Genomic DNA, 17136 nt, shown 5'->3' on the forward strand with positions numbered 1-17136 from the left:
GACAGCGGCGGCGCGTCTGCGCCGCCTTTACGTTTTATTTATTTGTTGTGAAGCAACAGCCTGGTAGGTACGGCAATGTTAAAATTCATCCTGCGTCGCTTGCTTGAAGCGCTCCCGACGCTGTTCGTCCTGATTACCATCTCCTTCTTTATGATGCGACTGGCACCCGGCAGTCCCTTTACCGGTGAGCGCACCCTGGCGCCGGAAGTCATGGCCAACATTGAGGCGAAATATCACCTCAACGATCCGATTGGTAAGCAGTATGTCGATTACCTGGTGCAGCTGGCGCACGGCGATTTCGGCCCCTCATTTAAATATAAAGATTATTCGGTTAACTATCTGGTTGGCCATGCGTTCCCGGTTTCAGCCAAACTCGGTCTGGCTGCCTTCGTGCTGGCGGTGGTACTGGGCGTTGCTGCCGGGGTCATCGCCGCGCTTAAACAGAACAGTCTGTGGGATTTCGCGGTGATGGGGGTGGCAATGACCGGCGTGGTGATTCCGAGTTTCGTGGTGGCACCGTTGCTGGTTCTGGTGTTTGCCATCACGCTGAAATGGCTACCCGGCGGTGGCTGGAATGGCGGACAGTGGAACTACATGCTGCTGCCGATGGTGGCGCTCTCGCTGGCCTATATCGCCAGCATCGCACGTATCACCCGCGGATCGATGATTGAAGTAATGCACTCCAACTTTATCCGTACCGCCCGTGCCAAAGGGCTGCCGCTGCGCCGCATCGTGCTGCGCCACGCGCTGAAGCCGGCGCTGCTGCCGGTAATCTCCTATATGGGGCCGGCCTTTGTCGGCATCATCACCGGCTCAATGGTGATTGAGTCGATCTACGGCCTGCCGGGCATCGGTCAGCTGTTTGTTAACGGCGCACTGAACCGTGACTACTCGCTGGTAATGAGCCTGACCATTCTGGTGGGTTTGTTAACCATTCTGTTTAACGCGATTGTTGACGTGCTGTATGCCGTTATCGATCCGAAAATTCGTTACTGATTGCGGAGTTCGCCATGATGTTAAGTAAGAAAAACAGCGAAGCTCTGGATGCGTTCAGTGAGAAGCTGGAAGTGGAAGGGCGCAGTCTGTGGCAGGACGCCCGCCGTCGTTTTATTCATAACCGCGCGGCTTCAATCAGCCTGCTGGTACTGCTGCTGATTACGCTGTTTGTGATCGTTGCGCCGATGCTGTCGCAGTTCACCTATGACGATACCGACTGGGGCATGATGTCCTCTCCACCGGATACCACCTCCGGCCACTGGTTTGGTACCGACTCGTCGGGACGCGATCTGCTGGTGAGGGTGGCAATTGGCGGCCGGATTTCACTGATGGTGGGTGTGGCATCCGCCTTGATCGCGGTAATCGTGGGGACCCTGTACGGTTCCGTTGCCGGTTACCTCGGCGGCAAAACCGACTCGGTGATGATGCGTATTCTGGAAATCCTCAACTCTTTTCCGTTTATGTTCTTCGTCATTCTGCTGGTGACCTTCTTTGGCCGTAATATCCTGCTGATCTTTGCCGCCATCGGCATGGTGTCGTGGCTGGATATGGCGCGTATCGTGCGTGGACAAACCCTGAGCCTGAAGCGCAAAGAGTTTATTGAAGCCGCCCACGTTGGCGGCGTCTCCACCTGGAAAATCGTGGTGCGCCACATCGTGCCGAACGTGCTGGGCGTGGTGGTGGTTTACGCCTCGTTGCTGGTACCCAGCATGATTCTGTTTGAATCCTTCCTGAGCTTCCTTGGGCTGGGAACGCAGGAACCGCTCAGCAGCTGGGGCGCGTTGCTCAGCGATGGGGCTAACTCAATGGAAGTGTCGCCGTGGTTGCTGCTCTATCCGGCGGGCTTTCTGGTGGTAACGCTGTTCTGTTTCAACTTTATCGGCGATGGCCTGCGTGATGCCCTCGACCCGAAAGATCGTTAAGGAGTTTCCCGATGACCATTCATGAATTCCAGCCAGCAATGGCGGCCCGCGCGGGAAGCGAACAGTTACTGCAGGTGAAGGATTTGCGCGTCACCTTCGGCACTCACGACGGCGATGTGACCGCCGTCAACGATCTTAACTTTTCGCTGCGCGCCGGTGAGACGCTGGGTATTGTCGGCGAATCCGGTTCCGGCAAATCACAGACCGCCTTCGCCCTGATGGGGCTGCTGGCTAAAAACGGCCGTATCGGCGGCTCGGCGCTGTTCAACGGCAAGGAGATCCTCAACCTGCCCGAGCACCAGCTTAACCGGCTGCGCGCCGAGCAGATTGCCATGATCTTCCAGGACCCGATGACCTCGCTCAACCCCTACATGCGGGTCGGTGAGCAGTTAATGGAAGTGCTGAAGCTGCACAAGGGCATGAACAGCGCCCAGGCCTTCGAAGAGTCGGTCAGAATGCTGGACGCGGTGAAAATGCCAGAGGCACGCAAGCGGATGAGAATGTATCCGCATGAGTTCTCCGGCGGGATGCGTCAGCGTGTGATGATTGCCATGGCGCTGCTGTGCCGGCCAAAACTGCTGATTGCTGATGAGCCGACCACGGCGCTCGACGTGACGGTGCAGGCGCAGATTATGACGCTGCTCAACGATCTCAAACGCGAGTTCAACACCGCCATTATCATGATCACTCACGATCTCGGCGTCGTCGCCGGGATCTGCGACAAAGTGCTGGTGATGTACGCCGGACGTACCATGGAATATGGCCGCGCTCGTGACGTTTTCTATCAGCCGGCGCACCCGTATTCAATCGGCCTGCTGAATGCGGTGCCGCGTCTGGATGCTGAAGGCGAGAGTCTGACCACCATTCCCGGCAATCCGCCTAACCTGCTGCGTCTGCCGCCGGGCTGCCCGTTCCAGCCGCGTTGTCCACATGCGATGGATATCTGTGCCAAAGCGCCGCCGCTGGAACCGTTCGGGGATGGGCGTTTACGTGCCTGCTTTAAGCCGGTGGAGGAATTAATATGAGCGCCATAGTCGAAAAAAGAGTGTTACTGGAAATCGCCGACCTCAAGGTGCATTTTGATATCAAAGATGGCAAGCAGTGGTTCTGGCAGCCGTCAAAGACCCTGAAAGCGGTGGATGGCGTCAGCCTGCGCCTGTACGAAGGGGAGACGCTGGGCGTGGTCGGTGAATCGGGCTGCGGTAAATCGACGCTGGCGCGGGCGATTATCGGCCTGGTTAAAGCCACCGACGGTCGGGTGGCGTGGCTGGGACGCGATCTGCTGGGGCAGAGCGAAGAGGAGTGGCGCAAGGCGCGCAGTGACATCCAGATGATCTTCCAGGACCCGCTGGCTTCGCTCAATCCGCGTATGACCATCGGCGATATCATTGCAGAGCCGTTGCGCACCTATCATCCGAAAATGGCGCGTCAGGAAGTCAAAGATCGCGTCAAAAATATGATGATGAAGGTCGGTCTGCTACCGAACCTGATCAACCGCTATCCGCATGAGTTTTCCGGCGGCCAGTGCCAGCGTATCGGTATCGCGCGTGCGCTGATCCTCGAGCCTAAGCTGATTATCTGTGATGAGCCGGTATCAGCTCTCGACGTATCGATCCAGGCGCAGGTGGTGAATCTGCTGCAGCAGTTGCAGCGCGAAATGGGGCTGTCGCTGATCTTTATCGCGCACGATCTGGCGGTAGTGAAACACATCTCCGATCGGGTGCTGGTGATGTATCTCGGTCATGCGGTCGAACTCGGCACCTACAGCGAGGTCTACAGCAATCCGCAGCATCCTTACACCAAAGCGCTGATGTCAGCGGTGCCGATTCCCGATCCGGATCTGGAAAAGAACAAGCAGATTCAGCTGCTGGAAGGGGAGTTGCCGTCTCCGATCAATCCGCCGTCAGGCTGCGTGTTTCGCACCCGCTGCCCGATTGCCGGACCGGAGTGCGCTAAAACCCGGCCGCTGCTGGAAGGCAGTTTCCGCCACGCGGTCTCCTGCCTCAAGGTCGACCCGTTATAATGCAAAACGCCGGGCAGTGGCCCGGCGTTTTATATCGCTGCGACGGCTATTCACGCCACAGGATATGACACAGCTTGTGGTCTTTTTCACGGCACAGCAGTACGCGTGCAAAGACGTCGGTAATCGGTTCACCATCCGCTTCACCCAGTCCAATCACCACTTCCGCGAAAAAGTCAGGATTCAGATCGAAATCAACATGTTCCTGCCAGTCATCAGAAGGATCGAACAGCTCAGCGCCGCCACGTTCTTCGAACTGCAGATTAAAAAGGATGATGTCTGCCGGATCGAGATTATCGCCTGCCAGCTCAAGAAAAATATCGTAAGCCTGTTCCAGCGTTTCGTCTTCAGTAAGGCGATTATTTAAATCCATGGTCTGTCCTGTCTGCCCTGCGGGCGTTTACACAATTTGGCTCGTTTTACAGTAAAGGGCTAAAGAAGTAAAACAGTCGTTCGACGATGCGTTGCCACCAGGCACGTTTTGACCAGCGCTTACCGTCCAGCAGGCGTGAGCGGGCAATATAGTCATCCTGCACGCAGGACAGATCGCTGCCAAATCCGGCATCGTCTACCACCAGTGTAATCTCAAAATTGAGCCACAGGCTGCGCATATCAAGATTTACCGTGCCGACCAGGCTGAGCTGTCCATCAACCAGAACGCTTTTGGTATGCAGCAGACCATCTTCAAACTGATAAATTTTAACGCCCGCCTCCAGTAGTTCACTGAAGAACGCCCGGCTGGCCCAGCCCACCAGCAGGGAATCGTTATGCCGAGGGACAATAATGCTGACATTCACGCCGCGCTGCGCCGCGGTGCAGATGGCATGCAGCAGATCGTCGCTTGGCACGAAGTAGGGCGTGGTCATGATCAGCTGTTCGCGAGCGGAATAGACCGCCGTCAGCAGCGCCTGATGGATCATATCCTCCGGGAAGCCGGGACCTGAGGCGATAACCTGCACCGTGTGCCCGCTCTCCTGCTCAAACGGCATGATATTGCGGTCGGGCGGTGGCGGCAGGATCCGTTTACCGGTTTCAATCTCCCAGTCGCAGCTGAAGACAATCCCCATTGCGGTGGCCACCGGGCCTTCCATCCGCGCCATCAGATCGATCCACTGCCCGACGCCCGCGTTCTGCTTGAAGAAGCGCGGATCCACCAGATTCATGCTGCCGGTGTAGGCAATATAGTTATCGATTAACACAATTTTGCGGTGCTGACGCAGATCCATCCGGCGCAGGAATACGCGCAGCAGGCTGACCTGTAAAGCTTCCACCACATCGATGCCGGCATTGCGCATCATGCCCACCCACGGACTGCGGAAAAAGGTGACGCTGCCAGCCGAGTCGAGCAGCAAACGGCAATGTACGCCGCGACGTGACGCCGCCATCAGCGACTCCGCCACTTCATCTGCCAGACCGCCAGGGTGCCAGATATAGAACACCATTTCGATATTGTGACGCGCCAGCTGGATGTCACGGATCAGCGCCTGCATCACATCATCCGAGCTGGTGAGCAGTTGCAGCTGGTTGCCTTTGACGCCAGCAATGCCCTGACGGTGATGACAAAGCTCGAACAGCGAGCGCGCAACGTCGCTGTGTTCGGTGGCAAAGATTTCACGGCACTGCTTCAGATCGTTCAGCCAGCGGGCCGTCGAGGGCCACATGGTGCGAGCGCGTTCGGCACGCCGTTTACCCAGGTGCAGTTCGCCAAAGGAGAGGTAGGCGATAATACCCACCAGCGGCAGAATATAGATAATCAGTAGCCAGGCCATCGCCGAGGTGACGGCGCGGCGCTTCATCAGTATTCGCAGGGTGACACCGGCGATCAGCAGCCAGTAGCCAAACAGCAGCATCCAACTGATCAGGGTGTAAAAAGTGGTCATTAAGTGGACATCCCGTTCGCGCTTTCGTCTGGCAAGTTTACGTGCTGTTGCGGGTCAGCGAAACCCCCTGACCTGAGCCATCTGTTCAGATCCGATTTGGCATTGGCGATAAGATCTTTATAATACGTGCGCGTGAATTCGATGTCAGAGAGGAAGTGATGAGACGAAGCAGAAATGAAGTGGCGCGCTGGAGAATGTTACGTCAGGTGCACCGCCGCCGTTCACGCTGGCTGGAAGGGCAGTCACGCCGTTATAAGCGTATCCACAGTATTCGCCATCAGCTGGCGCAGCAGCAGCGTCGCTCCATTCTGTTTATTACGCAACAGTTGTAATCGCCGTCGCCGGTGCTGACGGTTCAGGCGGGCAACCGGGCAGCCGGCTGGGGAGAATCCCCGGCACCTTCCCGCCAGTCCGATGCCGGCTCAGGCTTCGAAAAAGCCCATCTCCGCCAGAAAGTGGCGCGCCTGCAGATGCTCCTGTTGCGACGCGCCGCGATCCTTCACTTCACACATCAGGCAATCGGTTGGGCTGCCCACGCCCATCGGACGTCGGTAACCGGCGCGGTCATACCATTCAAAAGACCACTTATCTGTTTTGCGATGGTAATAAATGGTTAACCAGGCAGAGCAGTTTGCCGGGTAGCCGCTCAGCACTTCTGTTTTCGGATCGGCAATTCCCTGCACCCGGTATAACAGCTGATCGAAGAAAGTTGAGGCGCCCTGAATATTATAAGTTTTATGCATATTGAGCCTGCGACTGTGCTGTAGCGTCCATTCTGCGTGTCAGAGTGTAATAAAGAAGTCATAAATGTAGACAGCGATGCGCAATAATTCCTGTTCAGGCTAAAAAAAAATCTTTCAGCACGCGCTTTTATCACTGTCGGCGACGTCTCACGCGAGTCCCGTCAGGCGCTAATGGCGGGCTGGCGAAGCCTCTCGCGGCGATTACGGTTAATTCTGTACAACTTTACAATCACGCAAGTGACTGTTTGATGGCCATTTATTTCTTTGATTGCTGTTTCAATGCAAATAACAGCGTAAATACCTGTACAACCATCCTTGGGTTGTATAGCTTTACTGCATCGGTTGTAAAAATTAAACGAACTCTATGAGGGTTAACCATGCAAACCAACGTACGAATTCCGGCCTCCATTGCTGATATTTCTGCCTATCTCAACAGTGCCGCTCTGCCGTCGCAGCAGGCGATTCTGGGTTCAGTGGTAACCGAGATTATGCGTTCCGGACGCAGTCTCAATCGTAAGGCGATCTGTACCCGATTGATTAGCCGCTTGCAGGATGTCACCAGTGCGGAAGAAGAACAGCATTACCATGCGCTGATTGGCTTACTGCTGGATCGTAATTAATTCGCTGGTGAGTGCATGTGCGCTATAGCTGGCGTTGCCCGCGCGCTACCGCACTCTGCATCGCAGCAATTGCCAGGGAAAATGCAGCCTGCCACCTTCTGATGTCTGGCGAGCAAGCCAGGCTTCAGATACCGCGCAAGCGGGTGGAACATATTGACAAGGCGTCAGCGTTTTTGTAGAAATTAGCCATCTTTCGTGATCGTTTTTCGTTGTCCAATCATTCATCTCTCACGGAAGATCGAAGCCCTGCCAGACCGGCAGGGCTTTTGTTTTTCCCCACGTCAATCCGCTCATGATCAATCCAGTAAATAGATGCCCGCAACAATCGCGCTGACAGACATGATATGCAGCAATTCGGTCATGACGGCCTCTCCTGTTGTGTTTAACGGTCCTTTCAGTCAAGAACAGGCTGGCTGATTGGTCAAAAAAATTTACATTTTTACCGACCAGTATGCGGTGGTGATGCCAGCTTTCTTAATTAATCCGCTGAAAATTAACTCTTCCTGACACTTGTCGCTGCGGTTATTGTTTAGCGATGCTAAGTGTTGCTGGGTGGGACACACTACGCCAGCGGATTGTTCAGACGCCTGTCAGCAGGCGTGAAAATTTACGCTGCGCTAAACCGGTAAGAATCACTGCGGATCGGGGAGCGGTGCATGCAGTTTTTAACAGCACCTCGGATTGCTGTTTTTCAGATCCGGCGATAAATTGATAAGAAATACCTTTGGGAGTCAGTCGATGAAGAAGAAATCAAACCGTGGCGTTATCGCCTTAGCCTGCTGTCTACTGTTCACCTCGCCCGCGTTACTGGCCAATCCGGGTAACGGCAATGGTAACGGCAATGGTCATGGACATTCCGCCGATCATGGTGGCAAAGGCGAAGGCAAAAACGGCAAAGATCATTCGTCTAAGAGCAAAAAGAACAAGGGCGGCGATCCTCACCGGGCCGAGTCAGAGATCAGCTATGCGTTCGCACGCGATCTGGCCAGACAGTATGGGCTGACCGGTTATTCATCGCTGCCACCGGGTATTGCGAAAAATCTTGCGCGGGGTAAACCTTTGCCGCCCGGGATCGCCAAACGATCGGTGCCGCCTTCAATGCTGGACAACCTGCCGGATTATCCTGGTTATCAATGGAAAATTGTCGGGGATAACCTGGTGCTGATTGCGCTCAGTACTGCGGTGGTGACGGCGATCATCAATAACGTCTTCGATTAAGCTAAGCGGGCGACACGAATCGAAAAAAACTGCCGGACTGAACTGCGCCCCAAAAGCTGGACACCCAACCGGGCAGGGTGCAGTTATTTATTTTGAATTCGGCCGGCAAAGGGTTTAACCGGCCAGTCGCGCCTGCGCAGTCAGCAGCAGGGTTACGTTCACCAACTGCAGCGCCGCTGCCAGCACAACGCACATCACAATCAGCGGTTTATTCTTACGCCAGCCGTGGACCCGCCATAAATAGAGCGCGGTCCCAATCAGCGCCACGATCGGCACCAGCAGCGCCAGAATCATCATTTGCATTGTTGCTTCATCCGAAAAACAAAAATGGCTTCTGTGCGCCGCACCGAAGCCATTTTTTTACCTGGTCCGCGCGATCAGAAAACGCGTTTAAACGGTTTCACGGCGACCTGTTTATAGACGCCAGCGGCAATATAGGGGTCATCTTCTGCCCACGACTGCGCTGCTTCTAATGACGGGAACTCGGCAATCACGGTAGAACCGGTGAAGCCCGCCACGCCCGGATCGTTGCTGTCGACAGCAGGCATCGGACCCGCAATGATCAGGCGTCCTTCTTCATGCAGTAGTTTCAGGCGAGCCAGATGAGCAGGGCGCACCGCGTTACGTTTTTCCAGTGAATCTGCGTTGTCTTCTGCATAAATGACGTAAAGCACTTGGGAGCTCCCATTAACTCTTCAGAATTTCGCAACACGTTAAGGGATTGCCGATCAGAGTGCAAATGAAACCTCTGACCACTGCAATGCTCAGCATAAAGGGCTAAAAAGCGCTTTTCTTTCGGCCGGATGGCGGGAGTTATTGAAACTGATTGCTATTTGCATTTAAAATCGGCTCTTCATTCAATGACTGCGACTGTTATGACCACGCTGACTATGCCATTACCAAAACGCACGCCTGTCTCCATGTTATTGTCTGTTGCTTTACATGGTGCCGTAATTGCCGGCATTCTTTATGCCTCATTCCATCAGGTGCTCGAAGTCCCTAAAGCGTCGCAGCCTATCAGCGTAACCATGGTCGCCCCTGAAATTCAGCCTGAGCCGGCGCCGGCAGTGGTTGAGCCGCCTGCCCCACAGCCTGAACCGCAGCCGGAACCTGAACCAGTACCAGAACCTCAGCCGGCCCCGGAACCCCCAAAGGCCGAGCCGGTGCCGATTCCTAAGCCGGAACCGAAGCCCAAACCTAAACCGAAGCCGGAACATAAGCGTGAGCAGCCTAAACGCGAAGTCAAACCGCGTCAGGAGAGCAAGCCGCAGGCTAATCCGTTTAAGCAGGAGGCGCCCGCTACTCAGAACAAGCCGACCGCCGCGCCGAAGTCGACGCCAGCACCGAGTCAGACGGTCTCTAATGGGCCGAAAGCACTGAGCGTCAGCAAGCCAGGCTATCCACCGCGTGCACTGGCGCTACGTGTAGAAGGCCGGGTGAGAGTCAAATTTGATGTCGACAGCGAAGGGCGGGTGGATAACATCCAGATACTTTCCGCTGAGCCGCGTAATATGTTTGAACGCTCAGTTAAACAGGCGATGAAGCAGTGGCGTTACCAGAGTGGGCGTCCGGGGCAGGGCCTGACCATGAACATTGTGTTTAAGATCAGTGGCGGAGCCAGTATCGAATAGAAAGCTGGCGGTCAGGTAACAAGCTTGCCTGACCGCCAGGCGACCGGTTAATCGCTGGGTTGCTGATTGGCCCGTCCGGCAGGCAGCGGACGTGAATTACCGTCATTGTCGACCGCGACGTAGATAAATACCGCTTCGGTGGCACAGTACGTCTGCCCAATCGGCTCTGACGACACCTTCTTGATCCACACTTCGACATTGATGGTCATCGAACTGTTGCCGGTACGGATGCAGCGTGCATGACAACTGACCACATCGCCCACCGCCACCGGTTTCATAAATGACATGCCATCAACCCGCACCGTAACCACCCGGCCTTCGGCAATTTCTTTGGCCAGGATCGCACCGCCCATATCCATCTGAGACATCAGCCAGCCGCCAAAAATATCGCCGTTGGCGTTGGTGTCTGCTGGCATGGCTAACGTACGTAACACCATTTCGCCTTGCGGCAACTTATGTTTTTCGCCCATTGCTTTCATTCTTCTGCAGGTGATCGCTAAAAAAATGCCCGGCATAGCGGGCAGAGTGATTATTTTTGTTGTTGTTGCGGCATCTGTCGCCAGATATAGAGCCCGCTGATCAGGGTAAACAGTAAGGTGAGACCAGTCAGACCAAACACCTTAAAGTTAACCCAGAATGCCTGGGATAACCAAAAGGCAACATAGATATTTACCAGGCCGCAGATCAGGAAAAAGATCGCCCATGCGGTGTTCAGCCGACGCCAGACCGGGTCCGGCAGCTGTAACTCTTTGCCCAGCATGCTCTGGATCAGCGTTTGTTTCATAAACCACTGGCTGTAGAGCAGCGCCACGGCAAACAGGCTGTAAATCACCGTCACTTTCCACTTAATGAACTCATCGTTGTGGAATACCAGCGTCAGCGTGCCAAATACCGCCACCAGCACAAAGGTGAAAATCGTCATCTTTTCCAGTTTACGGTAGAGCACCCAGCTGACGACTAAGGCCAGACCGGTTGCGACAATCAACGCGCCAGAGGCAACAAAGATGTCGTACAGCTTGTAGAAGATGAAAAACACCACCAAAGGGAGAAAGTCGAGTAACTGCTTCATAGTCATTCCAGTCAGAGCTGAAGTGGGGGACGGATGCGCCCGAAGGCGCATCAGCCATCAACGTAACAGCATATACAGCCGGTACAGATAGATAATTAACATGGCCGAAACCAGATTACCTGCAGCGGTAAAAATCACCGAGGAGACATTCATCGGCAGGACGGTTAGCGAGGAGAAAAACAGCATCACCACTACTTTCGCCAGCAGCCAGAGAATAATGGCTGGCGCGATCAGTTTCACGTTCTTCCAGGCCATCCGCATGCTGGCGCGCATCGCAGCGAACACGCCGATCTTCTCGCTAGCCAGCATCACCGGCGCCAGTGACAGCAGAATAGTCAGCAGAATACCGGGCACCACCAGAATCATAAAGCCGAGCTGCGCTACCAGCGTAATCAGGAAGGTCAGCAGTAACAGCTTCGGCAGTAACGGTGCTGCCGTACCAATGGCACGCAGCGCACTGACCCGCTGGCCAGAAGAGACCATCGGTATCAGACACAACATCCCGCCGAGCAACAGCGTATTGCCCACCAGCGCCGCGAAGGTGCCCGCCGCAGAGGCGCGCAGCAACACCTGCTGCTGTTCAGGTGACATATTCTGCACCATCTCAAATAATGAACTGGCACTGTCGTCGCCCTGCTGCAGGATCGCCATCTGATCGGCGCCTGGGGTCAGCACATGTACCAGCATTACGGTGATGAAAGCGGTCAACAGCGACATCAACAGTAAAGTAACCAGCTGATGGCGGGCAAAATTTCCAGTGTCACGGTATAACGAGCTTGCCGTGATAGACATGTACACTCCTTGGAGGAACCGGGTTAATTAACCCGGCGATTGTACATGTTCTGGCAGCTCGCGGGCACCCGCCGCGGCATAACTTTCTGTCATTACAGGTAAAGATGGGTGAAAAAGGGCGGGAAGACCGTAACGGGCGCGGGCGCGATCGCAGGCTTCATTGGCGATGCCTTCTTCACCCGACATCGCAAACTCCCGACAGGGCGTCGGGCGTTGTTCATAAATTCCACACGAGACACAGCCGCCAATCTCGCCCTGCAGGGCAACACAGCGGGGTGCGCGATCGTTAGTGCCGCGCATATTGCGCATCAGCAGGCTTAGCGGCTCGGTTAATTCAGTCGGCACCGGACCGCCAGCATCATCGGCTTCAGCCCAGTAGAAAGAGACACGGAAATGGGCGCAGCAGGCGCCACAGCTGACACAAGGATTTGAAGTTTCGCTCATTTGATCACCCGCCACTCCTGAGGCATCGAACCAAAATCAACAATCTGGATCAGCAAAATAAGCCGGGCAAAATATTTCGGCAAGGGGTATTTCTTAGCGCCAGCACCGGCCAAAATTGATCTACATCAACCCATTGTTTTTTAATTAAATTATTTCAGCCGGCCGGAGTGCAATTTTATGTAAATCACGTTAAATCTTTGCTAACAAAAAATTGATGACCTGAGTGTTTTTCCCTTTAGCAAAGGAGTGACGATGAAACTGGCAAAATGCGCAATGTTACTGGCTCTGGCTTTACCCCAACTGGCGATGGCTCATGAGGCGGGCGATTTTTTTATGCGCGCAGGCAGCGCCACGGTACGGCCGACGGAAGGTTCCGACAACGTGCTCGGCATGGGCGAGTTCAGCGCCAGTAACGATACCCAGCTTGGCCTGACCTTTACCTATATGGCGACGGATAATATCGGGGTTGAACTGCTGGCCGCCACGCCGTTCCGGCACAAAGTGGGGCTGGGTCCAACCGGCACGCTGGCAACGGTACGTCAGCTGCCGCCAACGCTGATGGCGCAATACTATTTCTTTGACAGCAAAAGCAAAGCGCGCCCGTATATCGGGGTCGGTATCAACTACACCACCTTTTACGACGCTGACTTCAACCAGACCGGCCGTGATGCAGGTCTCAGCGATCTGAGCGTAAAAGATTCCTGGGGCGTAGCGGGACAGGTCGGTCTGGATTACCAGATTAACCGCGACTGGATGCTGAATGCGTCAGTGTGGTACATGGATATTGATACTGAAGTGAAGTTCAAGGCAGCAGGCGAGCAGCAGAACATCAATATGCGCATCGATCCCTGGGTTTTCTTCTTCGGCGCGGGTTACCGCTTCTGATGAGAAAAAGGCCGCTGTTTAAGCGGCCTTTTTGCTAAGCAGAGCAGCGATTACTTGATCTGCATATTGTTCACAACGGATTTCACGCCTGGCACGCTGCGCGTAACCTGCACCGCGCGATTAGCCATCTGTGGTGATGAGACAAAACCGCTCAGCTGAACTTTACCTTTAAAGGTTTCTACGTTGATTTCAGTCGATTTCAGCGAGTCATCTTTCAGCAGTTCACCTTTCACTTTGGTGGTCACCACTGTGTCGTCGATATAGCCACCGGTTCCTTCTTTAGTCGCGGTTGGCGCACAGGCGCTCAGTGTCAGCGCAACCACACCCGCCATCAACGCACCCGCCAGCAGTTTAAATAATTTCATTGCTTTCTCTCCCTGTCACAAATTAGATGCGACGTTACCGTAACGGCGCTCTGACATTGTGGTGCAGATTTTGCAAAAAGGGCAAATGGCGGGATGTAAAAAATGGAAAGAAATCATGCCTTATCACCTGATAAGGCATGCTGACAGAATTAACGGCTGGCGGCTTTGAGGCTGCTGACGAAGTTTTTCAGTTCGCGCAGCATCACGTCCGGTTCGGCGTGATTTTTTTCAATGATTCGCACAATGGCGGAGCCAGAGATAGCGCCGGCGGCACCGGCGGCGATTGCTTCCTTCACCTGCGACGCTTCAGAAATACCGAATCCCTGCAGCGGCGGGGCTGCGTTGTATTCACGTAGCTTTTCAATCAGATGCTGCAGCGGCAGGCTGGCACGGTTTTCAGCGCCGGTAACGCCGGCACGGGAGAGCAGGTAGGTATAACCGCGTCCGTGTGAGGCAATCTCCCGCAGCAGGGTATCACTGGCATTTGGCGGGCAGATGAAAATCGGCGCGATACCGTGACGCAGCGCCGCCTGACGGAACGGTGCTGACTCTTCCACCGGCACATCTGCCACCAGCACTGAATCGACACCGGCTTCGGCGCAACGCGCGTAAAACGCATCCACGCCGTTGGTGAACACCAGATTGGCATACATCAGTAAACCGATCGGCAAATCCGGGTATTTACGCCGGATGGTCGCCAGCATCTCAAAGCACTGGCTGATGTTGGTGCCCGCCGCAAAGGCGCGCAGCGTCGCGTTCTGAATGGTCGGGCCGTCGGCCAGCGGATCGGAGAAGGGGATACCTAACTCCAGCGCATCGGCGCCGCCTTCCACCAGAGCGTCAATCACCTGTAATGAAAGTTCCGGCGATGGATCACCCAGCGTCACAAAAGGGACAAAAGCGCCTTCGTTACGGGCAGAGAGACGTTTAAACAGTTGATCGTAACGTTCCATCAGATTTCTCCCTGCGCAGTCAGAATGTCGTGAACGGTGAAAATATCTTTATCGCCCCGGCCAGAAAGGTTAACCACCACCAGTTGCTCTTTGTCCGGCTCGGCCTGAATCATCTTCAGGGCGTACGCCAGTGCATGTGATGATTCCAGTGCCGGAATAATACCTTCAGCGCGGCACAGTTGTTTGAAGGCTGCCAGTGCTTCGTTATCAGTAATCGAAACATACTCGGCGCGGCCAATGCTGTTCAGATGCGCATGCTGCGGTCCGACTGACGGGAAATCGAGGCCAGCAGAGATCGAGTAAGACTCTTCAATCTGACCCTCTTCGGTCTGCATCATCGGGGCTTTCATACCGAAGTAGATACCAACGCGGCCATGCTTCAGCGGCGCGCCATGCTCACCGGTTTCAATGCCGTGTCCCGCTGGCTCAACGCCAATCAGCTTAACGCTGCTTTCATCAATAAAGTCCGCGAACATGCCGATGGCGTTAGATCCTCCGCCGACGCAGGCGATAATGGCGTCCGGCAGGCGACCCTCTTTTTCCAGAATCTGCTTTTTGGTCTCTTCACCGATCATCCGCTGGAACTCACGTACGATGGTCGGGAATGGATGCGGGCCAGCGGCGGTACCCAGCATATAGTGAGCGGTTTCATAGCTGCCTGACCAGTCGCGCAGCGCCTCATTACAGGCATCCTTCAGCGTGGCTGAACCACTGTGTACCGGGATCACTTCAGCACCCATCAGACGCATACGGAATACGTTAGGAGACTGACGCTCAACGTCTTTAGCCCCCATATAGATGCGGCACTTCATTCCCAGCAGCGCGCAGGCCAGCGCGGAGGCGACACCGTGCTGGCCGGCACCGGTTTCTGCGATGATTTCATTCTTGCCCATACGTTTGGCAAGCAGCGCCTGGCCCAGCACCTGGTTCGTTTTGTGCGCGCCGCCGTGCAGCAGATCTTCGCGCTTCAGGTAGAGCCGGGTTTTGCTGCCTTTCGTCAGGTTCTTACACAGCGTCAGGGCGGTAGGACGGCCGGCATAGTTCTTCAGCAGGTCCATGAATTCCGCCTGAAACTCAGGATCTTTCTGCGCGTCGACAAACGCCTCTTCCAGCTGGCGCAGCGCTGGCATCAGGATCTGCGGAACATACATTCCGCCAAATTCGCCAAAGTAGGGGTTGAGTAACGTCATTTTTAGCTTCCTTTTTCGGGCCCGCCGTAGAGCAGGCCAGGCAAATCAGTAGGCGCGCAGTGTCTGGAACACCGCCGCGATTTTACGGGCATCTTTGATACCGGGCGCGCTTTCCACCCCTGAGTTGAAATCGAGACCGGCACAGCCCAGCTGCGCCGCTTCAACACAGTTATCCGCGCTCAGGCCACCGGCCAGCAACACGTCGTTCAGCGTCTGGCCCTGTAACAGTGACCAGTCAAAGCGCTGACCGGTTCCGCCGTCGCCATTATCAAACACGTAACGATCAATGTGCGGCCAGTTGCGCGCCGGTAAGGCACCTTCAACGCGCAGCGCTTTCCAGATCTCAATGCTGGCGGGCAGGGCCGCGCGCAGTTCGCTGACGAAATCCGGGTCTTCATTGCCGTGCAGCTGGACGGCGGCCAGCGAAAGCGCGGTGGCTTTGGTGACAACGTCACTAATGGCGTTATTGCGGAACACGCCAACGTAGCGCAATGGCGCGGCGTTGATCACCGTACGGGCGGCCTCAGTTTCGATGTGACGCGGCGAACCTTCAGCAAAAATCAGGCCGCCGTAGAGGGCACCGGCTTCATAGGCGGCACGCGCGTCTTCCGCGCGGGTCAGGCCACAGACTTTATTGGCACCCAGCGTCACCCGGCGCACCGCCGCGGTCAGGTCGGGTTCTTCCATCAGGGCGGAACCGATCAGGAAGCCATTGGCAAAGTGGCTGAGCTCACGAATATCTGCGTAGCTGTTGATGCCCGATTCGCTGATTACCGTGACGCCGTGCGACAGGCGCGGGGCCAACTGGCGGGTGCGGTTAAGATCGATCGACAGATCGCGCAGATCGCGGTTATTAATCCCGACCACTTTGGCCTGCAGCGCAATGGCGCGCTCCAGCTCCTGCTCATTACTGACTTCGGTCAGGATGCCCATTTTCAGGCTGTGGGCGACGGCGGCCAGCTGACGATACTGCTCATCATCCAGCACTGACAGCATCAGCAGAATGGCGTCTGCCTGATAGTAACGCGCCAGATAGATCTGATACGGGTCGATGATAAAGTCTTTGCACAGCACCGGCTGGGTGATAGCGGCGCTGACGATCGGCAGAAAAGCGAAGTCGCCCTGAAAGTATTTTTCATCGGTCAGCACCGACACTGCCGAAGCGTAGTGCCGGTAAACACCGGCAATCGCGGCCGGATCAAAATCGGCGCGGATAATCCCTTTAGAGGGCGACGCTTTTTTACACTCGAGGATAAACGCGGTTCGCGCACCCTGGAGCGCATCATAAAAATGACGGCTGGCAGGCTCAATGCTGTTCTGAAAGGTAGAAAGAGGCTGCTGCTGCTGACGCGCTTCAACCCAAATCGCTTTGTCCTGCACAATTTTTTCTAACACGGTACCTTGCAT

General features: G+C 55.2%; 22 protein-coding genes. 9 read left to right on the top strand and 13 right to left on the bottom strand.

Annotated elements, in window-relative coordinates:
• The first annotated feature begins 75 nt into the window (after positions 1-75).
• Genes oppB through oppF form a run of 4 tightly spaced genes read left to right on the top strand, consistent with a single transcriptional unit; the run spans position 76 to position 3942 of the window.
• Positions 76-996 carry an oligopeptide ABC transporter permease OppB gene (gene oppB / locus AABB92_RS04315; RefSeq protein WP_031374581.1) on the top strand — a complete coding sequence of 307 codons (921 nt, stop codon included), beginning with the start codon at positions 76-78 and terminating at the stop codon, positions 994-996.
• 14 nt (positions 997-1010) lie between these two features.
• A complete protein-coding gene (gene oppC / locus AABB92_RS04320; protein WP_031374580.1) occupies positions 1011-1919 on the top strand; it encodes an oligopeptide ABC transporter permease OppC in 909 nt (302 codons plus the stop codon).
• A gap of 11 nt (positions 1920-1930) precedes the next feature.
• Positions 1931-2944, top strand: a complete 1014-nt coding sequence (oppD, locus tag AABB92_RS04325; protein ID WP_046288285.1) for an ABC transporter ATP-binding protein — start codon at positions 1931-1933, stop codon at positions 2942-2944.
• Entirely contained in the window at positions 2941-3942 is a 1002-nt protein-coding gene (gene oppF / locus AABB92_RS04330) for a murein tripeptide/oligopeptide ABC transporter ATP binding protein OppF (protein ID WP_031374579.1), read from the top strand. The genes oppD and oppF overlap by 4 nt, the downstream gene beginning before the upstream one ends.
• Positions 3943-3988: 46 nt before the next feature.
• Here the strand turns inward: oppF and AABB92_RS04335 are convergent, their stop codons facing one another.
• On the bottom strand, positions 3989-4312 hold the full coding sequence (locus tag AABB92_RS04335; protein WP_031374578.1) for an HI1450 family dsDNA-mimic protein: 324 nt from the start codon (positions 4310-4312) through the stop codon (positions 3989-3991).
• A 46-nt stretch (positions 4313-4358) separates the two neighbouring features.
• The gene (gene cls, locus AABB92_RS04340; protein ID WP_031374577.1) at positions 4359-5819 is read right to left on the bottom strand and encodes a cardiolipin synthase; all 1461 of its coding nucleotides are present in this window, start codon (positions 5817-5819) and stop codon (positions 4359-4361) included.
• 158 nt (positions 5820-5977) lie between these two features.
• Here cls and AABB92_RS04345 point away from each other — a divergent pair, with 158 nt between their 5' ends.
• Positions 5978-6151, top strand: coding sequence for a YciY family protein (locus tag AABB92_RS04345; RefSeq protein WP_089561442.1), 174 nt, complete (start codon positions 5978-5980; stop codon positions 6149-6151).
• A gap of 90 nt (positions 6152-6241) precedes the next feature.
• On the opposite strand, the gene AABB92_RS04350 is transcribed toward AABB92_RS04345, so the two are convergent.
• The gene (locus tag AABB92_RS04350; protein ID WP_031374576.1) at positions 6242-6562 is read right to left on the bottom strand and encodes a hypothetical protein; all 321 of its coding nucleotides are present in this window, start codon (positions 6560-6562) and stop codon (positions 6242-6244) included.
• A gap of 377 nt (positions 6563-6939) precedes the next feature.
• Between AABB92_RS04350 and ycgZ the strand changes: the two genes are divergently transcribed.
• Positions 6940-7182: a regulatory protein YcgZ gene (gene ycgZ / locus AABB92_RS04355; protein WP_031374575.1), complete on the top strand. Its 243-nt coding sequence runs from the start codon at positions 6940-6942 to the stop codon at positions 7180-7182.
• 738 nt (positions 7183-7920) lie between these two features.
• The gene (locus AABB92_RS04360) at positions 7921-8400 is read left to right on the top strand and encodes an anti-virulence regulator CigR family protein (RefSeq protein WP_031374574.1); all 480 of its coding nucleotides are present in this window, start codon (positions 7921-7923) and stop codon (positions 8398-8400) included.
• 114 nt (positions 8401-8514) lie between these two features.
• On the opposite strand, the gene AABB92_RS04365 is transcribed toward AABB92_RS04360, so the two are convergent.
• Both AABB92_RS04365 and AABB92_RS04370 read right to left on the bottom strand, forming a co-directional pair.
• Positions 8515-8703: a hypothetical protein gene (locus AABB92_RS04365; protein ID WP_031374573.1), complete on the bottom strand. Its 189-nt coding sequence runs from the start codon at positions 8701-8703 to the stop codon at positions 8515-8517.
• A gap of 74 nt (positions 8704-8777) precedes the next feature.
• Positions 8778-9074 (bottom strand): YciI family protein, encoded by a 297-nt coding sequence (locus AABB92_RS04370; RefSeq protein ID WP_031374572.1) that lies wholly within the window; start codon positions 9072-9074, stop codon positions 8778-8780.
• Between the two features lie 201 nt (positions 9075-9275).
• Between AABB92_RS04370 and tonB the strand changes: the two genes are divergently transcribed.
• Positions 9276-10031 carry a TonB system transport protein TonB gene (gene tonB / locus AABB92_RS04375; RefSeq protein ID WP_046288286.1) on the top strand — a complete coding sequence of 252 codons (756 nt, stop codon included), beginning with the start codon at positions 9276-9278 and terminating at the stop codon, positions 10029-10031.
• A 47-nt stretch (positions 10032-10078) separates the two neighbouring features.
• Here tonB and yciA read toward each other — a convergent pair whose 3' ends face one another.
• Genes yciA through AABB92_RS04395 form a run of 4 tightly spaced genes read right to left on the bottom strand, consistent with a single transcriptional unit; the run spans position 10079 to position 12336 of the window.
• On the bottom strand, positions 10079-10501 hold the full coding sequence (gene yciA / locus AABB92_RS04380; RefSeq protein WP_031374571.1) for an acyl-CoA thioester hydrolase YciA: 423 nt from the start codon (positions 10499-10501) through the stop codon (positions 10079-10081).
• 59 nt (positions 10502-10560) lie between these two features.
• Entirely contained in the window at positions 10561-11100 is a 540-nt protein-coding gene (locus AABB92_RS04385) for a septation protein A (RefSeq protein ID WP_031374570.1), read from the bottom strand.
• Between the two features lie 57 nt (positions 11101-11157).
• Positions 11158-11892 (bottom strand): YciC family protein, encoded by a 735-nt coding sequence (locus AABB92_RS04390; protein WP_031374569.1) that lies wholly within the window; start codon positions 11890-11892, stop codon positions 11158-11160.
• Between the two features lie 27 nt (positions 11893-11919).
• Positions 11920-12336 carry a YkgJ family cysteine cluster protein gene (locus tag AABB92_RS04395; protein ID WP_031374568.1) on the bottom strand — a complete coding sequence of 139 codons (417 nt, stop codon included), beginning with the start codon at positions 12334-12336 and terminating at the stop codon, positions 11920-11922.
• Between the two features lie 252 nt (positions 12337-12588).
• Here AABB92_RS04395 and ompW point away from each other — a divergent pair, with 252 nt between their 5' ends.
• Positions 12589-13221: an outer membrane protein OmpW gene (gene ompW / locus AABB92_RS04400; RefSeq protein ID WP_031374567.1), complete on the top strand. Its 633-nt coding sequence runs from the start codon at positions 12589-12591 to the stop codon at positions 13219-13221.
• A gap of 50 nt (positions 13222-13271) precedes the next feature.
• Here the strand turns inward: ompW and AABB92_RS04405 are convergent, their stop codons facing one another.
• From AABB92_RS04405 to trpCF, 4 genes are all read right to left on the bottom strand, one after another.
• A complete protein-coding gene (locus AABB92_RS04405; protein WP_031374566.1) occupies positions 13272-13586 on the bottom strand; it encodes a BON domain-containing protein in 315 nt (104 codons plus the stop codon).
• A gap of 149 nt (positions 13587-13735) precedes the next feature.
• Entirely contained in the window at positions 13736-14539 is an 804-nt protein-coding gene (gene trpA, locus AABB92_RS04410) for a tryptophan synthase subunit alpha (RefSeq protein WP_031374565.1), read from the bottom strand.
• Positions 14539-15729 carry a tryptophan synthase subunit beta gene (gene trpB / locus AABB92_RS04415; protein ID WP_031374564.1) on the bottom strand — a complete coding sequence of 397 codons (1191 nt, stop codon included), beginning with the start codon at positions 15727-15729 and terminating at the stop codon, positions 14539-14541. Before trpB ends, trpA begins: the two co-directional genes overlap by 1 nt.
• 45 nt (positions 15730-15774) lie before the next feature.
• A complete protein-coding gene (trpCF, locus tag AABB92_RS04420; protein WP_031374563.1) occupies positions 15775-17136 on the bottom strand; it encodes a bifunctional indole-3-glycerol-phosphate synthase TrpC/phosphoribosylanthranilate isomerase TrpF in 1362 nt (453 codons plus the stop codon).

Source organism: Pantoea brenneri (genome assembly GCF_038594305.1).
Lineage (GTDB): Bacteria > Pseudomonadota > Gammaproteobacteria > Enterobacterales > Enterobacteriaceae > Pantoea > Pantoea brenneri.